Origin of the sequence: Roseivivax jejudonensis, from assembly GCF_900172265.1 — a bacterium.
GTDB lineage: Bacteria > Pseudomonadota > Alphaproteobacteria > Rhodobacterales > Rhodobacteraceae > Roseivivax > Roseivivax jejudonensis.
Genome location: NZ_FWFK01000001.1, coordinates 757,153 through 777,077, shown reverse-complemented (window position 1 = coordinate 777,077; position 19,925 = coordinate 757,153). Strand labels below are relative to the sequence as shown.

Below are 19,925 nucleotides of genomic sequence, written 5' to 3'. Positions count from 1 at the left end.
TCCGGGCGGATCAGTCGAGCGTGCGCTTGACTTCCTCGCGCGTGAAGATCTCGATCACGTCACCTTTGCGGATGTCATCGTAGTTCTCGAACGCCATGCCGCATTCCTGGCCCGAGATGACCTCGGACACTTCGTCCTTGAAGCGCTTGAGGGTCTTCAGCGTGCCTTCGTGGATCACCACGTCATCGCGCAGAAGCCGCACGCCGGCCGAACGACGGGCCACGCCCTCTGTGACGAGACAGCCGGCGACGGTGCCGACACCGGAGACGCGGAATGTCTCCTTGATCTCGGCATAGCCGATGAAGTTCTCGCGCACCTCGTTCGACAGGAGGCCCGAGGCCGCCGCCTTCACGTCATCCACGAGATCGTAGATCACGCTGTAATAGCGCACCTCCACGCCCTTCTGGTTGGCCGAGTTCCGCGCCGAGGCGTTGGCCCGGACGTTGAAGCCCAGGATCGGCGCCTCGGACGCCTCGGCCAGGCCCACGTCGGTTTCGGTGATCGCGCCGACGCCGTAGTGCAGCACGCGCACCCGGACCTCGTCGTTGCCGACCTTCTCGAGCGCCTGGACGATCGCCTCGGCAGAGCCCTGCACGTCGGCCTTCACCAGAACCGGCAGCTCGGCCACGTTCTCGTCGTCCTTGGCCTTCTGCATGAGCGCCTCGAGCGTCGTCGCGGCGCCGGCCGCGGCACGCTTGTCCTTGGCCGCCTGCTGACGATACTCGGCGATCTCGCGCGCCTGTGCCTCGGTCTCGACCACGTTCAGCACGTCGCCGGCCTCGGGCGTGCCGTTGAGGCCGAGAACCTCGACCGGCACGGACGGCCCGGCTTCCTTCACGCGCTGGCCCTGGTCGTTCTCCATCGCGCGGACCTTGCCCCACTGCTCGCCGACGACGAAGATATCGCCCTGCTTGAGCGTGCCCTTCTGCACGAGAACGGTCGCGACCGGGCCACGGCCCACGTCGAGTTGCGCCTCGATCACGGCGCCCTGCGCCGCGCGGTCCGGGTTGGCCTTGAGTTCGAGCAATTCGGCCTGGAGCGCGATCGCCTCGAGCAGATCCTCGAGCCCCTTGCCGGAGATCGCCGACACCTCGACGTCCTGCACGTCGCCGGACATCTCTTCCACCACGATCTCGTGCTGGAGGAGGTCGGTGCGCACCTTTGTCGGGTTCGCTTCGGGCTTGTCGCACTTGTTGATGGCGACGATCATCGGCACTTCGGCCGCCTTGGCGTGATTGATCGCCTCGATTGTCTGCGGCATCACCGCGTCGTCCGCCGCGACCACCAGCACCACGATGTCGGTCACCTGCGCGCCGCGCGAGCGCATCGAGGTGAACGCCGCGTGGCCGGGCGTGTCGAGGAAGGTCAGCGCCTTGCCGGTTGAGGGATCGGGCACCTGGTAGGCGCCGATGTGCTGCGTGATACCGCCAGCTTCGCCCGACACGACCTTGGTCTTGCGGATCGCGTCCAGAAGCGACGTCTTGCCGTGGTCGACGTGACCCATGATCGTGATGATCGGCGCCCGCGGCTGCATGTCCTCGGGCTTGTCGTCGACCGTCTCGATCACCTGTTCCACGTCGGCGTCGGAGACGCGCGTCACCTGGTGGCCGAACTCCTCGATGATGAGCTCGGCGGTGTCGGCATCGATCGTCTGGTTCTGCGTGGCCATGACGCCGTTCTGCATGAGCGCCTTGACCACGTCGCCGACGCGCTCGGCCATACGGTTGGCGAGCTCGGCGACGGTGATCGCCTCGGGCAGTTGCACGTCGCGCATCACCTTCTCGCGCTGGACGGGGCCGCCCATCGCCTTCTGGCGCGCACGCTCCTGCTTGCGCTTCATGGCCGCCATCGACTTCTGCCGGCCGCCTTCGCCACCGGTCAGCGCCTGGTTGACGGTGAGCTTGCCGGTGCGGCGCGCGCCGTCGCCCTTGCCCTTGCCGCCGCGACCGCGGTCCTCGCGCTCGCGCTCCGACTTGCGGGGAGCTTCGGCCGGCTTCGCCTTGGCGCCGCCGCGGGTATCGCGCGCGGCCTCGGCCGCCTGCGCGGCCGCCGGGTCGGGCGTCTCTGCCGGCTTGCGGGATTCCTCGGCGGCCTCGCGCTTCTTGCGCTCTTCTTCCTCCGCCTTGGCCTTGGCACGTTCCTCGGCCTCGCGCTGCTCGCGCTCTTTCTGTTCCTTCTCGGCGCGCATGCGCTCGCGCTCTTCGGCGCGGGCCTTCTCCTCGGCCTCGCGCCGGGCCTGGTCGTCGGCCTCGCGCGCCTTCGCGGCCTGCAGCGCCTTCAGACGGCGCTCCATCTCCGCGTCGGAAATGCCGGCCGGACGCTTCGCGCCGGACGCCGCGCCCGCCGCGCCGCCGGATCCGCCGGAACCGCTCTTGCCGGTACCCGGCTTGGGCGCGGCGACGGTGCGCTTGCGCTTGGTCTCCACCACGACGTTCTTGGTGCGTCCGTGGCTGAAGCTCTGCTTCACGTTCCCCGAACGAGGCCCGCCCCGGACACCCAAAGTCTTCTTGCCGTCTTGGTCGCTCATAAAGTCTCTTATCCTTCCCGGCGGCCCGTGCCGCCGACTGCCGCACCGGGTGCCATCACGGCCGGTTCGATGCGAAGGCCCTTCAGACGTCGGGCCTCGTCTACAATACGATTCGTGAGTCCGCCAGCGCCGAGCGCGGCATGTATCACGGTTTCGCGTCCAAAGGCCAATCCGAGCTCGTCCGCGGTCAGCCAACCGATATAGCTCCCGTAATGCGGCGTCGATAGCTTCGACTTGCCGCGAGAGGAGCCGTCCTCCGCCTGGATCAGGACCCGCGCCTCCTCTTTCTGGAGCATGTCCTTCACCTTCTCGTATCCCGCGACCGCGTCACCCGATTTCCGCGCGAGCGAGATCAGGTTGATCACGCGGGCGACGAGTTGGCGTTCCACCTCGTCCACGAGGCCCTCGGGCACCTGTGCCGGCGCCTTCGCGGCGCGGGCAAAGAGCTTCTTGCGCACCGCTTTGTCGAGCGCGGAGCGGGTTGCGGACACCCAGATGCCGCGCCCCGGCAGCTTGCCGGCGATGTCGGGCGCGACCTGGTTGTCCCGGCCGAGCACGAAACGGATCAGCCCGGTGGCGGGCTGCACCTCGCCCGTGGCGATGCATTTGCGCTCGGGCCCGTCGGGCCGTTCGTTCCTTGTGCCGCCACGCGTCATTCGACCGGTCAGGCCTCCTCGGTCTCGTCTTCGGAATCGCCGTCCTCGTCGTCCGTCTCGGGCTCGAGCTCGGTCGGGTCGACCCAGCCCAGAAGGACGCGTGCGGTCATCACCATGGTCTGCGCTTCCTCGAGGCCGACATCGAAGGGTTCGAGAAGTCCGTCGTCCTTCACCCGCTGGCCGTCGACCGTGGTCCAGCCGCCCGCGAGCTCCCAGTCGGCGCATGTCGCGAAGTCCTCGAGCGTCTTGATGCCGTCCTTCGCGAGCGCCTCCACCATCTGGGGAGTGAGCCCCTCGAAGTCAATGAGGCTGTCCTCGGCTCCGAGCGCACGCGCACTGTCGAGCGCGGCCTGCGCCTGCGCCTCGAGAACGTCGCGAGCGCGCGCCTGCAGCTCCTCGGCGGTCTCGTCGTCGACGCCGTCGATGACCGTCAGCTCGTCGATCTCGACATAGGCGACCTCTTCGAGGTTGGTGAAGCCCTCGGCCACGAGAAGCTGAGCGAAGAACTCGTCGAGGTCGAGGCTGTCCATGAAGAGCTTGGTGCGCTCCTCGAACTCGGCCTGGCGCCGCTTCGATTCCTCTTCCTCGGTCATGATGTCGATGTCGAGGCCGGTCAGCTGCGAGGCGAGGCGCACGTTCTGACCGCGCCGGCCGATGGCGAGCGACAGCTGCTCGTCCGGCACGACGACCTCGATGCGCTCGGCATCCTCGTCGAGCACGACTTTGGACACCTCGGCCGGTTGCAGCGCGTTGACGAGGAAGGTCGGCATGTCCTCGTTCCACGGGATGATGTCGATCTTTTCGCCCTGAAGCTCGTTCACGACGGCCTGCACGCGGCTACCGCGCATGCCGACACAGGCGCCGACGGGGTCGATGGAGCCGTCGTAGCTCACGACACCGATCTTGGCGCGGCTGCCCGGGTCGCGGGCCACGGCCTTGATCTCGATGATGCCGTCGTAGATCTCGGGCACTTCCATCTTGAACAGCTCGGCCATGAACTCCGGCGCCGTCCGCGACAGGAAGATCTGCGGGCCGCGGGTCTCGCGCCGCACGTCCTTGATGAAGCAGCGGATCCGGTCGTTCGGCCGATAGGCTTCGCGGCCGATCTTCTCGTTGCGGCGCAGGATACCTTCGCCCCGTCCGATGTCGACGATGACGTTGCCGTATTCCTCGCGCTTGACGACACCATTGATGATGGTGCCGGCGCGATCCTTGAATTCCTCGTACTGGCGGTCACGCTCGGCCTCGCGGACCTTCTGCAAGATCACCTGCTTGGCCGATTGCGCGGCGATCCGGCCCATCTCGACAGGCGGGACCTCCTCGACGAACTGGTCGCCGACGGCGGGATTCTCGAGATACTGCTTGGCCTGCTCGACCGTCATCTCGGCCTGGTAATTCTCCAGCTCCTCGTCCTCGACCACGGTGCGGACGCGGGTAAAGGTCGCCCGCCCGGTCTTGCGGTCGATCTTGACGCGGATGTCCATCTCGGAGCCGTAGCGGGACTTTGCCGCGCGAGCGAGGCTCTCCTCCATCGCCTCTACGACGAGGGTGGGGTCGATCATCTTCTCGCGCGCGACCGCCTCGGCGGTCTGCAGAAGCTCCAGCTGGTTGGCGGAGGTGATGGCCATTATTGTTACTCCTCTTGCGTGGCGTCGTCTGCCGCGATCTCGTCGAATTTGGTCTCGTCCAGATCACTGGGCGCAGTGCCGGCAGCCTTGCGGGCCTTGAGCATTTCCTTGATGAGCTCGTCGGTCATTACGAGCTTGGCGTCGGCGAGCCAGTCGAACATCAGCCCGATCGTGCCCTCCTCGACATTGATGAGAACTTCCTGGCCCTCGACACCGGCCAGCACGCCCTTGAAGCGCTTGCGCCCGTCGATCAGCTCGTGCGTCTCGAGCTTGGCCTCGTAGCCTTCGAACGTGTCGAAGTCCTTGAGCCGCGTCAGTGGTCGGTCGATGCCCGGTGAGCCGACCTCGAGCGTGTACGTGTCGAGGATCGGATCCTCGACGTCGAGCACCGCCGACAGCGCGGTCGAGATCTCTGCGCAGTCATCGACCTCGATCCCGCCGTCGGGGCGTTCGGCCATGACTTGCAGCAGCGGCGACTTGCCGCCCTGAAGGCGGATTCGAACGAGTTCGAATCCCATGTCCTCGATCGTGGGACGCACGATCTCGGCCAGGCGGCGGTCCATGGAGGTCTTGGCGACGAGGTCTGACATCGGCGTCTCGCATCTCCGGTCACGGTGCGGCCCGGAATCCCGGGCACAAAAAAACGGGCGCGCGGCCCGTCGACGTATCCGGTGGTGCCTCGGACCCGAGCCCGACGCGCCGCTGTTGAGCCGCATATACGGACCGCGGAGCGAGTCTGCAAGAGGCAAGCGCACGCCATCGACGTCAGGCCGGCGTGCGCGGAAACTTTCCGCCGTGCCGGCGTTCAGGCACAGAACACGACAGACACCAAAGGGGCCCCCATGCCGCGCGATATCGTCACGATCAATCCCGCCACCGAAGAAGAGATCGCCACCTACGACTACATGAGCGACGCCGAGGCCGAGGCCGCGGTGGAAGCCTGCCACGAGGCGTTCCTCGATTGGCGCCACAGGTCGCTGGAGGACCGCGCCGCGGTCATCCGCAAGATCGGCCAGGCCCTGCGCGACAGCACAGACGAGTTCGCGGCGCTGATGACCCGCGAAATGGGCAAGCTTCTGGCGTCGAGCCGGGACGAGATCGACGCCTGCGCCGACATCTGCGACTTCACCGCCGATGAGGGCCCCAAGGTCCTCGCCGACGAAGAGCGCGACATCCCGATGGGCACGGGCGTCGTCAGTTATGCGCCGATCGGCGTGATCTACGGCATCCAGCCGTGGAACTTCCCCTGCTACCAGGTGATCCGCTACGCCATTGCCAACCTCATGGCCGGCAACGGCGTGTTGCTGAAACACGCCGACAACACCACCGGATCCGGTCTCTACCTGCGTGACCTGATGGAGAAGGCCGGGCTGCCGAAGAATCTGTTCACGGTTCTGCAGATCAGCCACGACCAATCCGACCGCGTGATCGAGAATCCGCGTGTGCGCGGCGTCACGCTCACCGGCAGCGACGTGGCCGGGCGCAAGGTCGGCCAGAAGGCCGCCGAGCAGATCAAGAAGTCTGTGCTCGAACTCGGATCGAATGACGCCTTCCTGATCCTCGATGACGCGGACATCGACCTTGCCGTGCAGATTTGCGTCGTCGGCCGGACCTACAACAACGGTCAGACCTGCGTGAACGCCAAACGCTTCATCGTCACCGAGAAGAACTACGACGCCTTCGTCGAGGCCTATGCCGAGAAGATGGGCAAGCTGACGATGGGCGATCCGACCGACAAGTCGACCCGGCTCGGCCCGCTGGCCCGCGGCGACCTGCGCGACACGCTCGCACGGCAGGTCGAGCAAAGCGTGGAGAAAGGGGCGCGCGTGCTCGTGGGCGGCGAGATGCCGGGCGGCACCGGGTACTTCTATCCGGCGACGGTTCTGGTTGACGTGGCACCGGGTCAGCCGGCCTACGACGACGAGCTGTTCGGCCCGGTCGCTTCGGTCATCAAGGCCAAAGACGACGAGGACGCGATGCGCATCGCCAACGACAGCCGGTACGGCCTCGGCGGCGGGATCTTCTCGCGCGACGAGGCGCGGGCGCGTGACCTGGCGACGCGGCACTTCGACACAGGCATGATCTGCGTGAACGGCTTCAACGCCGCGATCCCGAACATGCCGTTCGGCGGAGTGAAGAACTCCGGCTACGGCCGCGAGCATGGCGGCTTCGGCATGCGCGAATTCGTCAACATCAAGTCCGTCTACATTCACCAGAAGTGACGGACAGCGATCCGTCGGGCCGGTCCGCGCCTCGGGCGGACCGCCCGGCCTAGGCCTTTCCGATCAGCGTCTTGATCGCGAAAGCATGGGCGGCATCGGCCTCGATCACCGGTGCCGCCAATTCTGCCGCGACGTCCAGCAGGTCGTCGCGCGGCACGATCCGGTCGATGAGGCCCCAATCGCGGCCGTCTTCGACGGTGATCTTCTCCGCCGCCATCAAGAGCCGCTTGGCGCGGGCCGGCCCGACCAGCGCCCGCAGGCGTCCGGGATCGGAGGGTTGCGGCAGAAAGCCCATCGTCATGACCGGGTAGAACAGCTTGGCCCCCGGCACGGCCAGGCGCAGGTCGCAGGCCAGCGCCATGCCCATCGCACCACCGGCGAGCGTGCCGTTCATCGCGGCGATCGTCAGGCCTGGATGCGCGGCAATCGCGCCAGACAACCGCTCCCACAGCGGCGAGCGGCCGAGGCCGGCGCGCGCCGCCTCGAGATCCATGCCGGCGGAAAACACGGCGCCGGCGCCGGTCAGCACGAGCGCGCGCGCACCGACATCGGCGCGCGCCGCCTCGGTCGCGGCCTCGGCCGCCTCGCACAGCGCACCGAGCATCGTTTCCGTCAGCGCGTTGGCCTTGTCCGGCCGGTCGAGCTTGACGACGCGCAATGCGCCTCGGTCCTCGGTGCGGATCATGCCACGCCGATCCGGCTGCGGATGCCCGGATCGCGCAGGGAGACCTCCGCGCCCTTGTATTCGTCGGCGTCGGGCCCGCACATCCAGACCAGCGCCGCGGCGACCCATTCGGGCGGGATGTGGTCGGACCAGTCGAGCTCGCTCACCGGATTGACGCCCGATGCCTTGATCTCGCGCTGCATCTGCGTGGCGACGGTGCCCGGCGACAGCGACAACGCGCGGATACCGGCCTCGCCGTATTCCTTGTCGGCCATGCGCGTCAGCATAAGTGCGCCGGCCTTCGACGCGCAGTAATGCGACCACGCCTCGACCGGCCCGTGCGCGGCACCCGAGCCGATGGTGAGGATCGTGCCGCTTCCCTGCGCGACCATGCGCGGCAACGCGGCGCGCATGCCGTGGAACACGCCCTTGAGGTTGATGTCGATGACCTGCCCCCAGGCATCGGGATCGGCCTCTGCCATGTGCGAGATCGGCTCGATCACGCCGGCATTGTTCACCAGGACGTCGATCCGGCCAAAGGCCGTAACGCAGTTCTGAACCGTCTGCTCGACCTCCCAGAATCGCGAGATGTCGCAGGGGATGGCCACCGCGCGCTCTGCGCCGATCTCTCCGGCGAGATCGGCAATGGCATCCGAGCCGCGCGCGACCAGCGCCACCTTCGCGCCGGCCTCGGCAAAGCGCCGCGCTGCCGCCGCGCCGATGCCGCGGCTCGCCCCCGTGATCAGCACCACCTTGTCGGTCATGTCCATGTCGCGCCGCTCCCTCGTCCGCCGTCGGGCCAAGTGGTACGCCCGCGCCGGCGGTCGGTCCAGCCCCAGCTAGGGCCGGGCCTTGACCGGGACGGGGCCGCGTCCGAAGGTCTCGCCAAGCGCTTCAGCAGCATCAACCGAAAGGATTCACCGATGCGCCGCATCCCCCTTGCCGCCCGTGCCGGAACCGGCCTCGCGCTCGCCACAACCGCCGCGTCACCGCTCGCCGCCGACGTCACCGCCGACGAAGTCTGGACGCAGGTCCGGTCCTATTTCGAGGCTTCGGGCTATACCGTATCCGCCACCCGCGAGGAGACGGGCGGCGAACTGCGCCTCTCCGATCTCACTCTTTCGATGCCGATGGAAGGCGGTGAGGGCGACCGGATCGGAACGCTGACGATCGAGGTCGGCGATCTCGTCCTGACCGAAGACGGCGGCGCGGTGTCGATGGATATCCCGTCGAGCGTTCCGATCATCGCCGAGGGCGACGGTGACGCGGCGCCGGACCGCACGGTGATCGAGACGATGCTTACCGGGCATGACTTCACCGTGTCCGGAACGCCGGACGAAATGACCTTCGACTTCGCCGCGGACGGCTACGCGATGCGCCTCGCCGAACTCGTGATCGAAGGCGAAACCATCGGGCGCGACCTCGTGTCCGCAGGCCTGCAACTCGACGAGATCACCACGGTGTCGGTCGTGAGCGGAGGCGACGGATCCGCGACGCAGGTGACCAACGAGACCCGCGCGGCGGCGCTGACCTACGAAGTCGCGGCCACCGATTTCGACGACCCGGCCGAAGGCAGCTTCGAGATGGCCGGCCGCATGTCCGATGTCGCGGGCGAAGGCAGCTGGACCGCGGTCGACGGTGCGGAGGCCGGCGATTTCGCGGCGATGATCGAGGCCGGGTTCGAGGGCGATGCATCGCTAAGCTACTCCGAAGGCTCGACCCGCTTCACCGGCCGTGGGCCGGACGGCGAGACCAGCGGACAGAGCGTGTCGGACAACGGCTCGATCGGGTTCAGCGTCGCCGACGGCGCGGTCGGCTACGACGTGTCGGCCGAGGGCATCGCTTACGCGGTGACGGTTCCGCAATTCCCGGTCCCGCTGACGGCAGAGGCCGCGCGCCTCGGCTTCGCGCTCGATGCGCCGGTGCAGGCCGCGGAAGAGCCACAGCCGTTCTCGCTGGACCTCGCGCTGCGCGAGCTGGCGATCGACGACGCGATCTGGACGCTGTTCGATCCCGAAGAACGCCTGTCGCGCGAACCGGCGACCCTCGCGCTCTCGCTCGTCGGCACCGCGACGCCGTTCGTGAACATCCTCGACCCGGAGGCGACCAATCGGTTGGCCGAGAGCGGTGGCCAGCCGGGCGAGCTCAACACCGTCGAGATCGAGGATCTTCAGCTGAGCGCGGCGGGGGCCGAACTGACGGGCGAGGGTGCGTTCACCTTCGACAACTCCGACACGGAGACGTTCGACGGAATGCCGGCACCGGAGGGCTCCGCCACGCTGAACCTCTCGGGCGCGGAGTCGCTGATCGACGCGCTCGTCGCGATGGGTATCGTCGGCGAAAGCGAGGCGATGGGCGCGCGCATGATGCTGTCGATGTTCGCGGTGCTGGGCGACGATCCGGACACTCTGACTTCCACGATCGAGATCGGGGAGGGCGGGCGCATCCGCGCCAACGGCCAGCGGATCCGCTGAGTCGAGCGCGGGGCCGCTGCCGAGGCGGCCCCGCGCTGACGGTTCATTCCGTGACGGTCGCGACTTGCGTGGTGAAGCCGACGGCCGAGCCGAAGAGACCGAAGATCGTCTGCGCGGCCGTGACCGGCGACTCGGTCGCAAGGACGGTATCGTCGGGATAGATGTTGAACTGGCGCGCGGCGAAGAGGCCGTCGGCCGAGGTCAGGTCGAAGGTGAACACGACCTGCCGCCGGTTCGGGCCGGAGCCGTCCGCCCGCAGCGCCGACGGCGCGTATTCCCGCAGCACCAGCACGCCCTTGGGGTCGGCGCGCGAATCCTGCAGGCCCCCCATCAGGCCCATGGCCTCGAGCGCACTGAGGCGCGGCTTGGGAAACGAGATCAGATCCTCCGTGCCCGAGGCGCCGAGCGCGACGAAGGTGCGGTCGTCCTCTTCCACCACGACCACGTCGCGCGGGCGAAGCGTGGTGTTGCGCGCGCCGGAGCGGAACAGGTCATCAGCGAAGATCTCGTAGGTCGTGCCGCCGCGCAGCAGCTTCACGATCGGATTCTCGTAGCTGGCGATGATGCCGCCGCCGGCCGAGATCAGGCTCATGATCGGGTAGTTGCGCGAGGGCATCGGGTAGGTCCCCGGGCTCGTCACGCCGCCGGCGAGGTCGACCGAGTTGCCCTGGCCCTCGGCCACGGTAAGCAGCACCTGTGCCGATGGCACGACCGATTCGAACTGGCGCTGGATGCTGGAGCGCGCGCCTGTCGGCGACTGGCCCGCGACCCGGACATTGCCGATGTAGGGCACAAAGATCATGCCGTTCTGGTCGACTTCGAGGCCCTGCAGGCGTGTCGACGTTTCCGCGGCGTTGGTCAGGAGCGAGTTTTCCTCGGCGTCGTAGATCACCAGGTCGATCATGTCGCCGGTGGCGATCACCGTCGTGTCCGCCGCGCCGGTGTGGCCGATCCAGCGGAAGCTGCGATAATTCCCGGTGCCCGGCCACGTCTCGACCGCGCGCATGTTGTTGCGCGTGACCGGCACGACCTGAAAGGTCGGTGCGTCCGAGCGCTGCTCGGCCATGATCTCGGATGACAGCGCGGCGCCCCGCGGGAGGCTGCATCCGGCGATCAGAACGAGGGACGCGGTAAGAGCGACGAGTTTCGTAAGGCGCGACACGGTCCGGCTTCCCCCAAGAATAGACCCGATTTCGGATCTCTTTATCCGAGCCATGCTTCGATGATAAACAGTCTGACGGCACTTCTCGGAGATTTGGACCAAAAATGTCTCAGCTTGGCGGACCGGCGCCCGTGATCCTGCTCCTGGGCGCCACCGGCAAGGTCGGCCGGCTCGTGCGCGGGGCGTGGGATCGTGCGACCGGGTCCGATGCCCGCCTCGTCCCCGTTGGCCGGTCCGGGGAGGGCGTGACGCACTGGGAGCCGGGTGAACCGACGGACGCCTTGCCGCGCGTCGATGCGGTCGCGGCGCTCTGGGGCGTGACACCGGGTCAGGGGCGCGATCTGTCCGAGAACGCGCGGCTCGCGCTGGCGGCGCAGCATCTGGGCACGGCGCTGGGCGCTCGGCTGGTGCTGCACGCCTCCTCGGCCGCGATCTATCGCCCCGGCGCGGCCGACCTGCCCGAGACGCAGCCCCCCGATCCGCCGGCCGCCTATGGCGCGGCCAAGGCCGAGATGGAACGCGTGTTGGAGCATGCGCCCGGCCCCCGCGCGATCTGTCTCCGGATCGGCAACGTGGCCGGCGCGGACAGCCTGTGCGCGGCCGTGGACCGGGGTGACACCGTTACGCTCGACCGCTTCGCCGATGGCGGCAGCCCCGTGCGCAGTTATATCGGGCCGTCCGATCTTGCCCGCGTGATCGTCGCGCTGAGCGCCGCCGAGACCCGGTCACTGCCTGCGATTCTCAACGTCGCGGCGCCGTCACCCACGGCGATGGCCGACCTGGCCCTCGCGGCGGGACGACCGGTCGCGTTTCGCGCAGCCCCACCCACGGCGGTGCCGCGGGTCGCGCTCGATACCACGCGCCTCGCGCGGATCTGCCCGCTGGATCCCGAGGCCGGATCGGCGGCGCGGCTGATCGCCGACTGGCGTTCCGCCGCGGCGGAGTGCCCGGCGTGACGCCCGCGAAGCGGGTGTTCGACGTGGCGGGTGCGCTGGCGATCGGCCTCGTGCTGTCGCCGTTGATTCTCGGCCTCGCGCTCGTGATCCTCGTGCGGGACGGGCGGCCGGTTCTCTATCGCGCCGAGCGGATGCGCACGCCGGACGACGGGTTCCTGCTGTGGAAGTTCCGCACGATGCGCGTGGCCGCGAACGATTCGGGGGTGTCGGGCGGCGACAAGAAGGCGCGGATCACCTCGACGGGCCGGTTTCTGCGCCGCACCCGGCTCGACGAGTTGCCGCAACTCTGGAACATCCTGCGCGGCGATATCAGCTTTGTCGGGCCGCGTCCGCCGCTGCGCCGATACGTCGAGAGGTTTCCCGATCTTTACGCCCGCGTGCTGCGGGCCCGGCCGGGCGTGACCGGCCTTGCCACGCTCGCCTTCCACCGAACCGAAGAGCGCCTGCTGGCCGCCTGCAATACGGCCGAGGAAACCGAGGCCGTTTATTGCCGGCGCTGCGTGCCGCGCAAGGCGCGGCTCGATATGATCTACGCGCGGCGTCGGTCGCTGTGCTTCGACGTCAAGCTCATGTTCGCAACCGTGTTCCGCCGGGTCTCGCTGCACTGACGCCCGCGCGGTCCGGCAGGCGTCATTCCGCGCGCAGCGTCCGGTAGCTGAGATAGTCGGTCAGGCCGCCGAACCATTGCCGCCCGGCGAGGATGTCGCCGCCGGCGCCGACGGTGTAGTCCGACACGAAGTCGGGGCCGGTCTCGCTCACGCACTGGACCTCGATGTCGGTCGCGGCGCTTCGGACCGCGCCGGCGGCGTAGGTCGCCGGCCCCTGCGGCAGCACGTTGCAGATGTACCGGTAGGTGACGGTGTCCTCGTCGCCGGACAGGTAGCGCATCACGTAATCCGCCGTGCCGCGCTGCCGTGCCCGCAGCAATGCCAAAAGCTCGTCCTCGTCCGAGGACATGAGATCGCCCCCGAAGCCGCGGCTCTGAACGGCGAACCCGTCGCGGAACACGACGTGCTGGCCCTGGCTCGATGCGTAAGTTGTGTAGGCGCCGTTGGTTTGCGTTGCCGCTATCACGGCCTGTGCACCGCGGGCCTCGATCTCGATAAACTTGAGCGGCAGCTGGACAGCCGTCACGGCCTGATCGATCTGAGCCTGCGAAAGCGGCGGCGGAGGGCCGTCGCCCTGGCCGAGCCGTTCCTGGATCACGCGGAGCGGTTCGAGACCGCTGAAGCCGTCCTCGTCGAGCCCGACGCTGCAGCCCGCGAGCGCGACCGCGGCGGTAAGCGAAAGCGCGCATGTCGCGCGGAACCGAGCCTGCATTTTCATCTCCAGAACCGTCCCCACGACTTCGCGATCTCGGGGTCGTGCGCCTCGCGGACACGGCCGTAGAGCCGGCCCGGCACGGACACGCGCGCGCCGCCGTCGCGTGTGATCGGGCGGATCGTGTCGGTGCGCGTGCGCTGCGTGGCGCGCCCGCCGAGCACGGCGAAGGGAATGGTGATCGTGATGCCCTTGTCGAACGACCCTTCGCCGAATTCGTCGGCGCTGACATCGGTCTGCGTGGCGAAGGCGCCGACGCGCCAGCCGTTCTCGAACTCGCGCGCGACCGTCAGCGTGGCGCCGTAATCCCCCGCGAGGTAGCGGCCCACGTCGAGCTGCGTGTGGAAGCCGTAGCCGAGATCGTAATACGCCGACACGTGGCCGTTCAGTTCGGGGAAGGTGCCGTCGCCGACGGCGTCCGATGCCCGGAGCTGCTCCGGCGTCGCGTTCTCCTGAATGCCGAACCCGCCGTCATAGTCGCGAAGCCGCACGTAATTGACCTCGGCCCCGAGGGCGAGGCGGCTGTCGACCGGCTTCCAGAGCAGTTCGGCCGAGACGCCGGCATACATGCGTTCGAGATAACCGACGGTCATCCGGCCGTAGAAGTCCTCGGCCGGACGCGCGTAATACGCGAGCGTGAGATCGTCGATCCGGAGACCGTCGGTATCGGCGAAGAGCGGGAACGACGTGCGCACCGACGGCAGGCGCGTCGAGGTGTCGTCCGCCGCGCCCGCGATGTTGCCGCCGAGCGGATAGGCCAGTGTGCCCTGCATCTCCAGACCCGGCGCGAGCACGACATCGCCATTCGCGCGCACGCCGTATTCGGTCCGCAGCGGATCGTCCGGGTCGAAGGCCGAATAGCGCAGATACGGTCTCAGCGACCAGCCGAAGCGCGGATAGACATCGTCGAAGACCGGCGGCGTGCGACCGACCGCATCGGTGAAACGCACGCGCGGATACATTTCCTGCGCCGCCTCGAATTCGAACCGCTCCAGATCGCCGCGGGCGATGTCGACCGCCGACAGCGGCAGGCCGTCCTGCGTCAGAACGATGGTGAAATCGCTGATCGAAGACGGCAGGATCCGCGTCATCGTCCGCGCGGTGCGCCCGATCGCCTGCGAGCGTACCGGATAGCGCAGGTTGTCGATCCGCGCCGTGGCGGTGCGCGCGGTCATCGACAGGCCCTCGAGCCGGATGCCCTGATCGATCAGCGCTTCGGCGAGCTGTTCGCTGATGCTGGCGCGCAGCTCGGGGCTCTCGGCCCAGCCCAGCATGTTGATCTGTGCCGCCGGACGCGGGGCCACTGGGAGCGGCGCGGGGTCGTTGCCGCCCGAGATCTGCGCCGTCTTGAGGTTCAGCGGGAACGACAGCTGCGCCCCGAACTCGCTGCCATACAAACTGTAGAGCGACAGCTGGGTGCCGTTGTCGAAGGTGTAGTCGACGCCGAAGTTGAACGACGAGTTGCGCTCGAAGCTCGTCGTGCGAGTCTCCTCGATCGTGTAGTCGTCGGAGGAATACTCGACCTTCAGGCGCCAGTTGTCGTCGATATCCCAGCTGACGCCGCCGAACGGCGCGGCGTCGCCGCGGAAATAGGTGTCGAAGTTCGCCTCGCCGCCGGTGCCGATCACGCTCGGGTCGAGCGCGCCGTTCACGGTGTTCGGCCGCGTGCCCACGGTCGCGATCGGGTTGTTGGTGCCCAGCCGGCCCCAGCCGAGGCCCCCGGTGACGCGCACGCCGGGAACGATTTCCTTCGTGGCGACAACGTACTCGCCCGCATAAAGCCCGGTCCCGACGAAATCCCGAAGCCCGACGGACAGAGCCGGCAGGAAGGTCGTTTCGTCCAGCAGCATCACCCGCAGGTCGAAGCTGCGGTCAAAATAGTCGCCGTCGCGGTTGCCTGGGATGTTCGAATCCTGAAGCCGCGCGTAGCGGAAGGTGCCGATCACCCGCGGAAGCACCTGAAAGCTCAGGGTGCCGCGCGTCGTGTTGCCGAAGTTCGACACGGTGACCCCGAGCGTGGCATCGGGCGCCATCTCGGCGGTCGGCATGTCCACGAGCCCGGGCAGGCCGTAGAGGTTGTAGCTCGGGATACGGTCGCGAATCTCCGTGAAGTAGGGTCGCGACAGCCTCTCTTGCTGAGCGTCGGCCGCGGCGCCCGCGGTCGCGCAGATCATCACCGCCGCCAGCCGAATGCCGCCGCGGCGGGTGTTCGAGCGCCGCATCATCGAGAACTCCCAACCCCGTTCGTCGCCCATCGTTCTAGCGGCAGCGTGGCGCCGATGTCCATGCGCCCGGAACGTGCCCGGCCGGTGTCTGTGCGGATTCGGCATCGGCCTGGCCCCGGATGAACGGACGGGTGCGCGTTAAGCCGCTCGTAAGACCTCGCGCCTATACACGCGCCCGGGTGAGTATGGATTGGAGTGGGGCTGATGGCGGCCAACGGGAATGGTGCGCCCATCATCATCAAGAAAAAGAAGAAGGTGATGGGTGGCGGGCACCATGGCGGTGCCTGGAAGGTGGCGATATGGATTGGACCCTTCGGTATGTCGCTTTTGCGACGGTACGTTCACCGCTTGCGCGGCACTCCAAGGTCGTTCTGACCGCAGCGAGACATGAGTTCGTTCTTCTCGCGCCGCCCCGAACAAGGCGCGGGGTCCTTATCCATTATACCACTTAACGATCCACTAAAGCCCCTTGCCAGGAAACAGAGAGTTTTACCGATCAGGCCCGCTTCTCGAGACGCCCGCGCGCTCTCGTCTCGAGCGCGTGCCGCTGACCTGTGCCGTCGTAGGTGCCGCCGCCTTCTTCGACCTCCCGCAACTCCTGCAGTCGGTCCGCGACGCTGCGCAGCCCCGCCAGGGCTTCCTCGAACAACTCGCGATTGCGCCGGAGCTTCAGCTGAAGCGGCTCGATTTCGTCCGGCAAATCCATCGCTTCGAGGCGCAGAGCCTCGATCAGGTCCGACTTGCGCGACATCAGCGCGTCCAGCGCCTCCAGATCGCCGCTCACGAGCGCCGTGCGTTCCTCGTCGAGAAGGGAATCCAGCGCTTCGATGGTTTGGATGGGTGTGTCAGTCATGCATACGATCCTTCATGGTTTCGAAAATCTGTTCGGCCAACCCGATGCCGCCGCGTTCGGCCAGTTCGCGGGCGTGGGCATCGCGCAGGAACGAAGCGAATTGCGCCTCGGACGTGCCGCCGCCGAAGCTGTCGCGCGGCTCTCCGAAGCGCGCAGCCTCGAGCATCTCGGAGAGAAATTGAGCCTCTAGTGCGATCGCAGCGTCTCGCAGTTGCCGCGCGTTGTCGTTCCGACGGGGCGGTGCTTGAGGCATGGTCACTGGTATCTCGGGTCTCATCTCGGTCTCCTTCGTCTGGATGATCGGATTGTTTTCGCGAGCCGGTAAACATCCGGTAACCCGATGGCCCCTACCGTGAATGAACGGAGAGAATCGGAGGCCGCAACGAGTGCAGAGCGCGGGATCAGGAGCGACGGTGACGCCCGCACGAATGCCGGCGGCGTCTGTGGCTACAGCCATTGCCATGCCGCGTCCCGATGCGACGCCTGCCCGGAGCGTGGCTCGCGAAGGCGAAGAGCCCCCCGATGGGGACTTCGCCGCGCTGCTGCGCGACGCGGCGCGGCAAGGCGCACCGGATCAGGACGATCACGCTGCGGTCGCAAGCGTGAGGGATGGGAGCCCGGAACAAGTCGATGCCGATCAAGGTGCAGGCAATGTAGCGCAGACGTACGGCGCTCCCGAACGACCCGATCGGATCGATGAGGACGAGACGGGGTTCGCGGGAGGCCTCGAGATCGAGGCGGGGTCTCCGTCGGCGTACCAGGGTGAGGTGAAGAACGGCGGGAAGAGCTTTGGTGCGTTAGAGCGGCTCTCTTACACATCGGGCGAAGACCCTCCCGCGATGACGACAGCGGGTTTGCCAGACGGAACGAGCCGAGCATCGGGAACAGTGTCCGACCACCCCGACGCGGCGCGCGCGCCCGACAGTGCGCTTCAGCGTCATGCAGATCGGCCCGAGCTTTATCCATCGAACGCCACCACGGAGCCGAAGCAGCACGAGCGGCATTCAGAGAGGGCTCCAAATGAACAGAGCGTTGCGAAGACGTCGTCACGAACGTCGGGCGAGCCACCATCCGCCGCGGCTGCGGTTATTCACGCTGCAGGTACTGGCTCCGCGCGACAGGCTGACTTGGGCATCATTCGGGCGCGCGGCGCGGGTGCAAAGGATCAAATTGCCGAGGGTGTTCAAGCAGATATCCCCCTGGCGCGCCCGCCGAGCGTGTTGGAGCGAAATCCATCCCGTTTAGGTCTGCGCGCATTGGTCGAAACGACCGCCGGGGAGTTCGGCCGCGATGCGGGAGGCGTTGGAAAACTGAAGGGCCGCTACGCAATTCCGACCGATGACGCTGCGCGCCTTGCCGTGGACGGGCCATCCGGCACGCACACGAGCCGCATTGCACCGGGCCGAGCAGACCGGTCGCCTTCACCAAATTCAATCCGCGATATCGCAGGTGTCGCATTCATGTCGGTTGTGCACGACGCGGACGCGAGGCGGACAGTATCGCATGGTCCGGCCACGCAGGACGCGCGCTTGACCGCGCGGTTCGCTCCAAGCGGTCATGCGATTTCTGTTTCGGGCGGCGTGGACTCTCACGCAGGCACTGTAGCACATGTGGCCAGGTCGGCGCCGCAGGGCGGACCCGGATCCATCGATCCCGAGGGGCGTGAGCGGAGTGGCAGTCAACCGGCTGATCCGATCGCCTTACCAAAAGTCGCTGAGGCAAGCGCGAGAGCAGGTGTCGTCGGGGCATCCTTGCAAATGCATTCGGGAGGAGCCCCAGCAGTCGACGCGCTCAGGTCCTACGACCGAGCCTATGCTCATGATGAGCCCGTCAGGACTCTTGGAGAAAAGGTCGGAGCAACCGAAAGCGCGCTGGCACGCGCCAATTACGGATCCGCCCACGCGGTGCAGCCTGTCGAGGCGAGCCGGCAACGCCCAGACAGTCAAGCGGTGCGCGCACTTGCCGGCCCGCATGCGAGCGTTGCTGACGCGCATGACCGGGCTGTGCAGGACGACCAAGACCCGGCTCCAGGCAATCTCCCCATGACGCAGGCGTCGGTCGGCGCGTCCGCGCTGACCGCCGGCACGACGCGCGCGGACGGCTTCAACAGCCCGCTCGTCCCCGCGGCGGTCCGCCAGGTGGTCGAGGTCGTCGGACAATTGCGGGACGGTCCCGTTGAGGTCAGGCTGCATCCCGAAGAACTCGGGCGCGTGCGCATGATTCTGCAGAATGTGGAGGGTGCGCTCGTGCTCCATGTTTCGGCGGACCGTTCAGATACGCTCGAACTGCTGCGGCGTCACGCGAGCGAGCTGCAGCGCGACCTCGCCGAGGCGGGTTTCGGATCCGTCGACATCGGCTTCGGCAACACGTCCGGCGATGGCACCGGGTCTCAGTCGACCGTATCTTCGGACACAATAGACGCGACGCGCGACATGCCGGACATGGACCCCGATACCTTTCGCCATCCAGCAAATGCACCCGGCACGCCGCGGGGCGGCCTGGATCGCCGGGTCTGAGGAGCAATCACATGAGCGATTTCTCACCCGTCTCGGCAAGAGGGCAAACCGCGCCGATCGCACAGACCGCTGAAGAGAACGCGCGACGACCGGGGGCCCTTACCTCGGACTTCGACACCTTCCTGCGGATGCTCACCGTCCAGGCGCAGAACCAGGATCCGTTGAACCCGATGGATGCAACGGATTACGCGACGCAGCTGGCGACGTTCTCGTCCGTCGAACAGCAGGTGGTCACGAACGATCTGCTGACCCAGATCGCCTCGGCCATCGGGGGCCCGGCGCTCGAGGGCCTGCGATCCTGGATCGGGGCGGAGGTGCTGACCCAGGCGCCGGCGCGCTTCGACGGCGCCCCAGTGACGATCCGTCCTGACATCGCGGCCGAGGCGACATCGGCGCGGCTTGTCGTCACCGATGCCTCCGGTTCGGTCGTTTCGCGCCAGGCGCTCGATCCGTCCGCCATCTCGGCGACGTGGCCCGGTACCCGGGCGGACGGCACGTCTCTGCCCTCGGGTGTCTACGGCTTCGCGGTCGAGAGCTATGCCGGTGAGACACTGATCGAGAGCGGCCCGCCCGCGCTCTTCACCCGCGTGACGGAGGCCAGCCTCGATGCCAGCAACGAGGTCGTGCTGCGCCTGGCCGACGGGACCGAGATCCGGGAAGACGCTGTCTATGGCGTGCGCGTGAGCCCGTGATACCGGGTCGGCCACCGACTGCCGCGCCGC

General features: G+C 67.6%; 17 protein-coding genes and 1 pseudogene. 7 read left to right on the top strand and 11 right to left on the bottom strand.

What is annotated here, in order from left to right; genetic code table 11:
* Positions 1–10: 10 nt before the first annotated feature.
* Genes infB through rimP form a run of 4 tightly spaced genes read right to left on the bottom strand, consistent with a single transcriptional unit; the run spans position 11 to position 5,401 of the window.
* Positions 11–2,527, bottom strand: a complete 2,517-nt coding sequence (gene infB / locus ROJ8625_RS03860; protein ID WP_085790500.1) for a translation initiation factor IF-2 — start codon at positions 2,525–2,527, stop codon at positions 11–13.
* Between the two features lie 8 nt (positions 2,528–2,535).
* Positions 2,536–3,183, bottom strand: a complete 648-nt coding sequence (locus tag ROJ8625_RS03855; protein WP_085790499.1) for an RNA-binding protein — start codon at positions 3,181–3,183, stop codon at positions 2,536–2,538.
* An 8-nt stretch (positions 3,184–3,191) separates the two neighbouring features.
* On the bottom strand, positions 3,192–4,811 hold the full coding sequence (nusA, locus tag ROJ8625_RS03850; protein ID WP_085790498.1) for a transcription termination factor NusA: 1,620 nt from the start codon (positions 4,809–4,811) through the stop codon (positions 3,192–3,194).
* A 5-nt stretch (positions 4,812–4,816) separates the two neighbouring features.
* Positions 4,817–5,401 carry a ribosome maturation factor RimP gene (gene rimP, locus ROJ8625_RS03845; protein WP_200813272.1) on the bottom strand — a complete coding sequence of 195 codons (585 nt, stop codon included), beginning with the start codon at positions 5,399–5,401 and terminating at the stop codon, positions 4,817–4,819.
* Positions 5,402–5,653: 252 nt separating this feature from the next.
* Here rimP and ROJ8625_RS03840 point away from each other — a divergent pair, with 252 nt between their 5' ends.
* Positions 5,654–7,033 carry an NAD-dependent succinate-semialdehyde dehydrogenase gene (locus ROJ8625_RS03840; RefSeq protein WP_085790496.1) on the top strand — a complete coding sequence of 460 codons (1,380 nt, stop codon included), beginning with the start codon at positions 5,654–5,656 and terminating at the stop codon, positions 7,031–7,033.
* Between the two features lie 49 nt (positions 7,034–7,082).
* Here ROJ8625_RS03840 and ROJ8625_RS03835 read toward each other — a convergent pair whose 3' ends face one another.
* Entirely contained in the window at positions 7,083–7,718 is a 636-nt protein-coding gene (locus ROJ8625_RS03835) for an enoyl-CoA hydratase/isomerase family protein (protein ID WP_085790495.1), read from the bottom strand.
* Positions 7,715–8,467: an SDR family oxidoreductase gene (locus tag ROJ8625_RS03830; protein ID WP_085790494.1), complete on the bottom strand. Its 753-nt coding sequence runs from the start codon at positions 8,465–8,467 to the stop codon at positions 7,715–7,717. The genes ROJ8625_RS03835 and ROJ8625_RS03830 overlap by 4 nt, the downstream gene beginning before the upstream one ends.
* Before the next feature lie 153 nt (positions 8,468–8,620).
* Here ROJ8625_RS03830 and ROJ8625_RS03825 point away from each other — a divergent pair, with 153 nt between their 5' ends.
* On the top strand, positions 8,621–10,171 hold the full coding sequence (locus ROJ8625_RS03825; protein WP_085790493.1) for a DUF2125 domain-containing protein: 1,551 nt from the start codon (positions 8,621–8,623) through the stop codon (positions 10,169–10,171).
* Between the two features lie 43 nt (positions 10,172–10,214).
* On the opposite strand, the gene ROJ8625_RS03820 is transcribed toward ROJ8625_RS03825, so the two are convergent.
* Positions 10,215–11,333 carry a polysaccharide biosynthesis/export family protein gene (locus tag ROJ8625_RS03820; RefSeq protein ID WP_234984158.1) on the bottom strand — a complete coding sequence of 373 codons (1,119 nt, stop codon included), beginning with the start codon at positions 11,331–11,333 and terminating at the stop codon, positions 10,215–10,217.
* Positions 11,334–11,464: 131 nt separating this feature from the next.
* Here ROJ8625_RS03820 and ROJ8625_RS03815 point away from each other — a divergent pair, with 131 nt between their 5' ends.
* Positions 11,465–12,289, top strand: coding sequence for an NAD-dependent epimerase/dehydratase family protein (locus ROJ8625_RS03815; RefSeq protein WP_085790491.1), 825 nt, complete (start codon positions 11,465–11,467; stop codon positions 12,287–12,289).
* Positions 12,286–12,897 carry a sugar transferase gene (locus ROJ8625_RS03810; RefSeq protein ID WP_085790788.1) on the top strand — a complete coding sequence of 204 codons (612 nt, stop codon included), beginning with the start codon at positions 12,286–12,288 and terminating at the stop codon, positions 12,895–12,897. Before ROJ8625_RS03815 ends, ROJ8625_RS03810 begins: the two co-directional genes overlap by 4 nt.
* Positions 12,898–12,919: 22 nt before the next feature.
* Here ROJ8625_RS03810 and ROJ8625_RS03805 read toward each other — a convergent pair whose 3' ends face one another.
* Together ROJ8625_RS03805 and ROJ8625_RS03800 are read right to left on the bottom strand one after the other, a co-directional pair.
* On the bottom strand, positions 12,920–13,609 hold the full coding sequence (locus ROJ8625_RS03805; protein ID WP_234984157.1) for a YjbF family lipoprotein: 690 nt from the start codon (positions 13,607–13,609) through the stop codon (positions 12,920–12,922).
* 2 nt (positions 13,610–13,611) lie between these two features.
* On the bottom strand, positions 13,612–15,834 hold the full coding sequence (locus ROJ8625_RS03800) for a YjbH domain-containing protein (protein WP_234984156.1): 2,223 nt from the start codon (positions 15,832–15,834) through the stop codon (positions 13,612–13,614).
* Between the two features lie 204 nt (positions 15,835–16,038).
* Between ROJ8625_RS03800 and ROJ8625_RS21280 the strand changes: the two are divergent.
* Positions 16,039–16,131: pseudogene (locus tag ROJ8625_RS21280) on the top strand (chemotaxis protein MotB); the annotation flags it as partial.
* 199 nt (positions 16,132–16,330) lie between these two features.
* On the opposite strand, the gene ROJ8625_RS03795 reads toward ROJ8625_RS21280, so the two are convergent.
* The gene (locus ROJ8625_RS03795; RefSeq protein ID WP_085790489.1) at positions 16,331–16,687 is read right to left on the bottom strand and encodes a flagellar export chaperone FlgN; all 357 of its coding nucleotides are present in this window, start codon (positions 16,685–16,687) and stop codon (positions 16,331–16,333) included.
* Positions 16,680–16,964: a rod-binding protein gene (locus tag ROJ8625_RS03790; RefSeq protein ID WP_085790488.1), complete on the bottom strand. Its 285-nt coding sequence runs from the start codon at positions 16,962–16,964 to the stop codon at positions 16,680–16,682. Before ROJ8625_RS03790 ends, ROJ8625_RS03795 begins: the two co-directional genes overlap by 8 nt.
* A 1,726-nt stretch (positions 16,965–18,690) precedes the next feature.
* Between ROJ8625_RS03790 and ROJ8625_RS20925 the strand changes: the two genes are divergently transcribed.
* Together ROJ8625_RS20925 and ROJ8625_RS03780 are read left to right on the top strand one after the other, a co-directional pair.
* Positions 18,691–19,203: a flagellar hook-length control protein FliK gene (locus ROJ8625_RS20925; protein WP_159456715.1), complete on the top strand. Its 513-nt coding sequence runs from the start codon at positions 18,691–18,693 to the stop codon at positions 19,201–19,203.
* A gap of 11 nt (positions 19,204–19,214) precedes the next feature.
* Positions 19,215–19,895, top strand: a complete 681-nt coding sequence (locus tag ROJ8625_RS03780; protein WP_085790486.1) for a flagellar hook capping FlgD N-terminal domain-containing protein — start codon at positions 19,215–19,217, stop codon at positions 19,893–19,895.
* Positions 19,896–19,925: the final 30 nt, after the last annotated feature.

Bases quoted from the DNA above. Each gene is read 5' to 3' on its own strand.
- infB (WP_085790500.1), bottom strand. From the start codon at position 2,527: ATGAGCGACCAAGACGGCAAGAAGACTTTGGGTGTCCGGGGCGGGCCT.
- ROJ8625_RS03855 (WP_085790499.1), bottom strand. From the start codon at position 3,183: ATGACGCGTGGCGGCACAAGGAACGAACGGCCCGACGGGCCCGAGCGC.
- nusA (WP_085790498.1), bottom strand. From the start codon at position 4,811: ATGGCCATCACCTCCGCCAACCAGCTGGAGCTTCTGCAGACCGCCGAG.
- rimP (WP_200813272.1), bottom strand. From the start codon at position 5,401: ATGTCAGACCTCGTCGCCAAGACCTCCATGGACCGCCGCCTGGCCGAG.
- ROJ8625_RS03840 (WP_085790496.1), top strand. From the start codon at position 5,654: ATGCCGCGCGATATCGTCACGATCAATCCCGCCACCGAAGAAGAGATC.
- ROJ8625_RS03835 (WP_085790495.1), bottom strand. From the start codon at position 7,718: ATGATCCGCACCGAGGACCGAGGCGCATTGCGCGTCGTCAAGCTCGAC.
- ROJ8625_RS03830 (WP_085790494.1), bottom strand. From the start codon at position 8,467: ATGGACATGACCGACAAGGTGGTGCTGATCACGGGGGCGAGCCGCGGC.
- ROJ8625_RS03825 (WP_085790493.1), top strand. From the start codon at position 8,621: ATGCGCCGCATCCCCCTTGCCGCCCGTGCCGGAACCGGCCTCGCGCTC.
- ROJ8625_RS03805 (WP_234984157.1), bottom strand. From the start codon at position 13,609: ATGCAGGCTCGGTTCCGCGCGACATGCGCGCTTTCGCTTACCGCCGCG.
- ROJ8625_RS03800 (WP_234984156.1), bottom strand. From the start codon at position 15,834: ATGATGCGGCGCTCGAACACCCGCCGCGGCGGCATTCGGCTGGCGGCG.
- ROJ8625_RS03795 (WP_085790489.1), bottom strand. From the start codon at position 16,687: ATGACTGACACACCCATCCAAACCATCGAAGCGCTGGATTCCCTTCTC.
- ROJ8625_RS03790 (WP_085790488.1), bottom strand. From the start codon at position 16,964: ATGAGACCCGAGATACCAGTGACCATGCCTCAAGCACCGCCCCGTCGG.
- ROJ8625_RS03780 (WP_085790486.1), top strand. From the start codon at position 19,215: ATGAGCGATTTCTCACCCGTCTCGGCAAGAGGGCAAACCGCGCCGATC.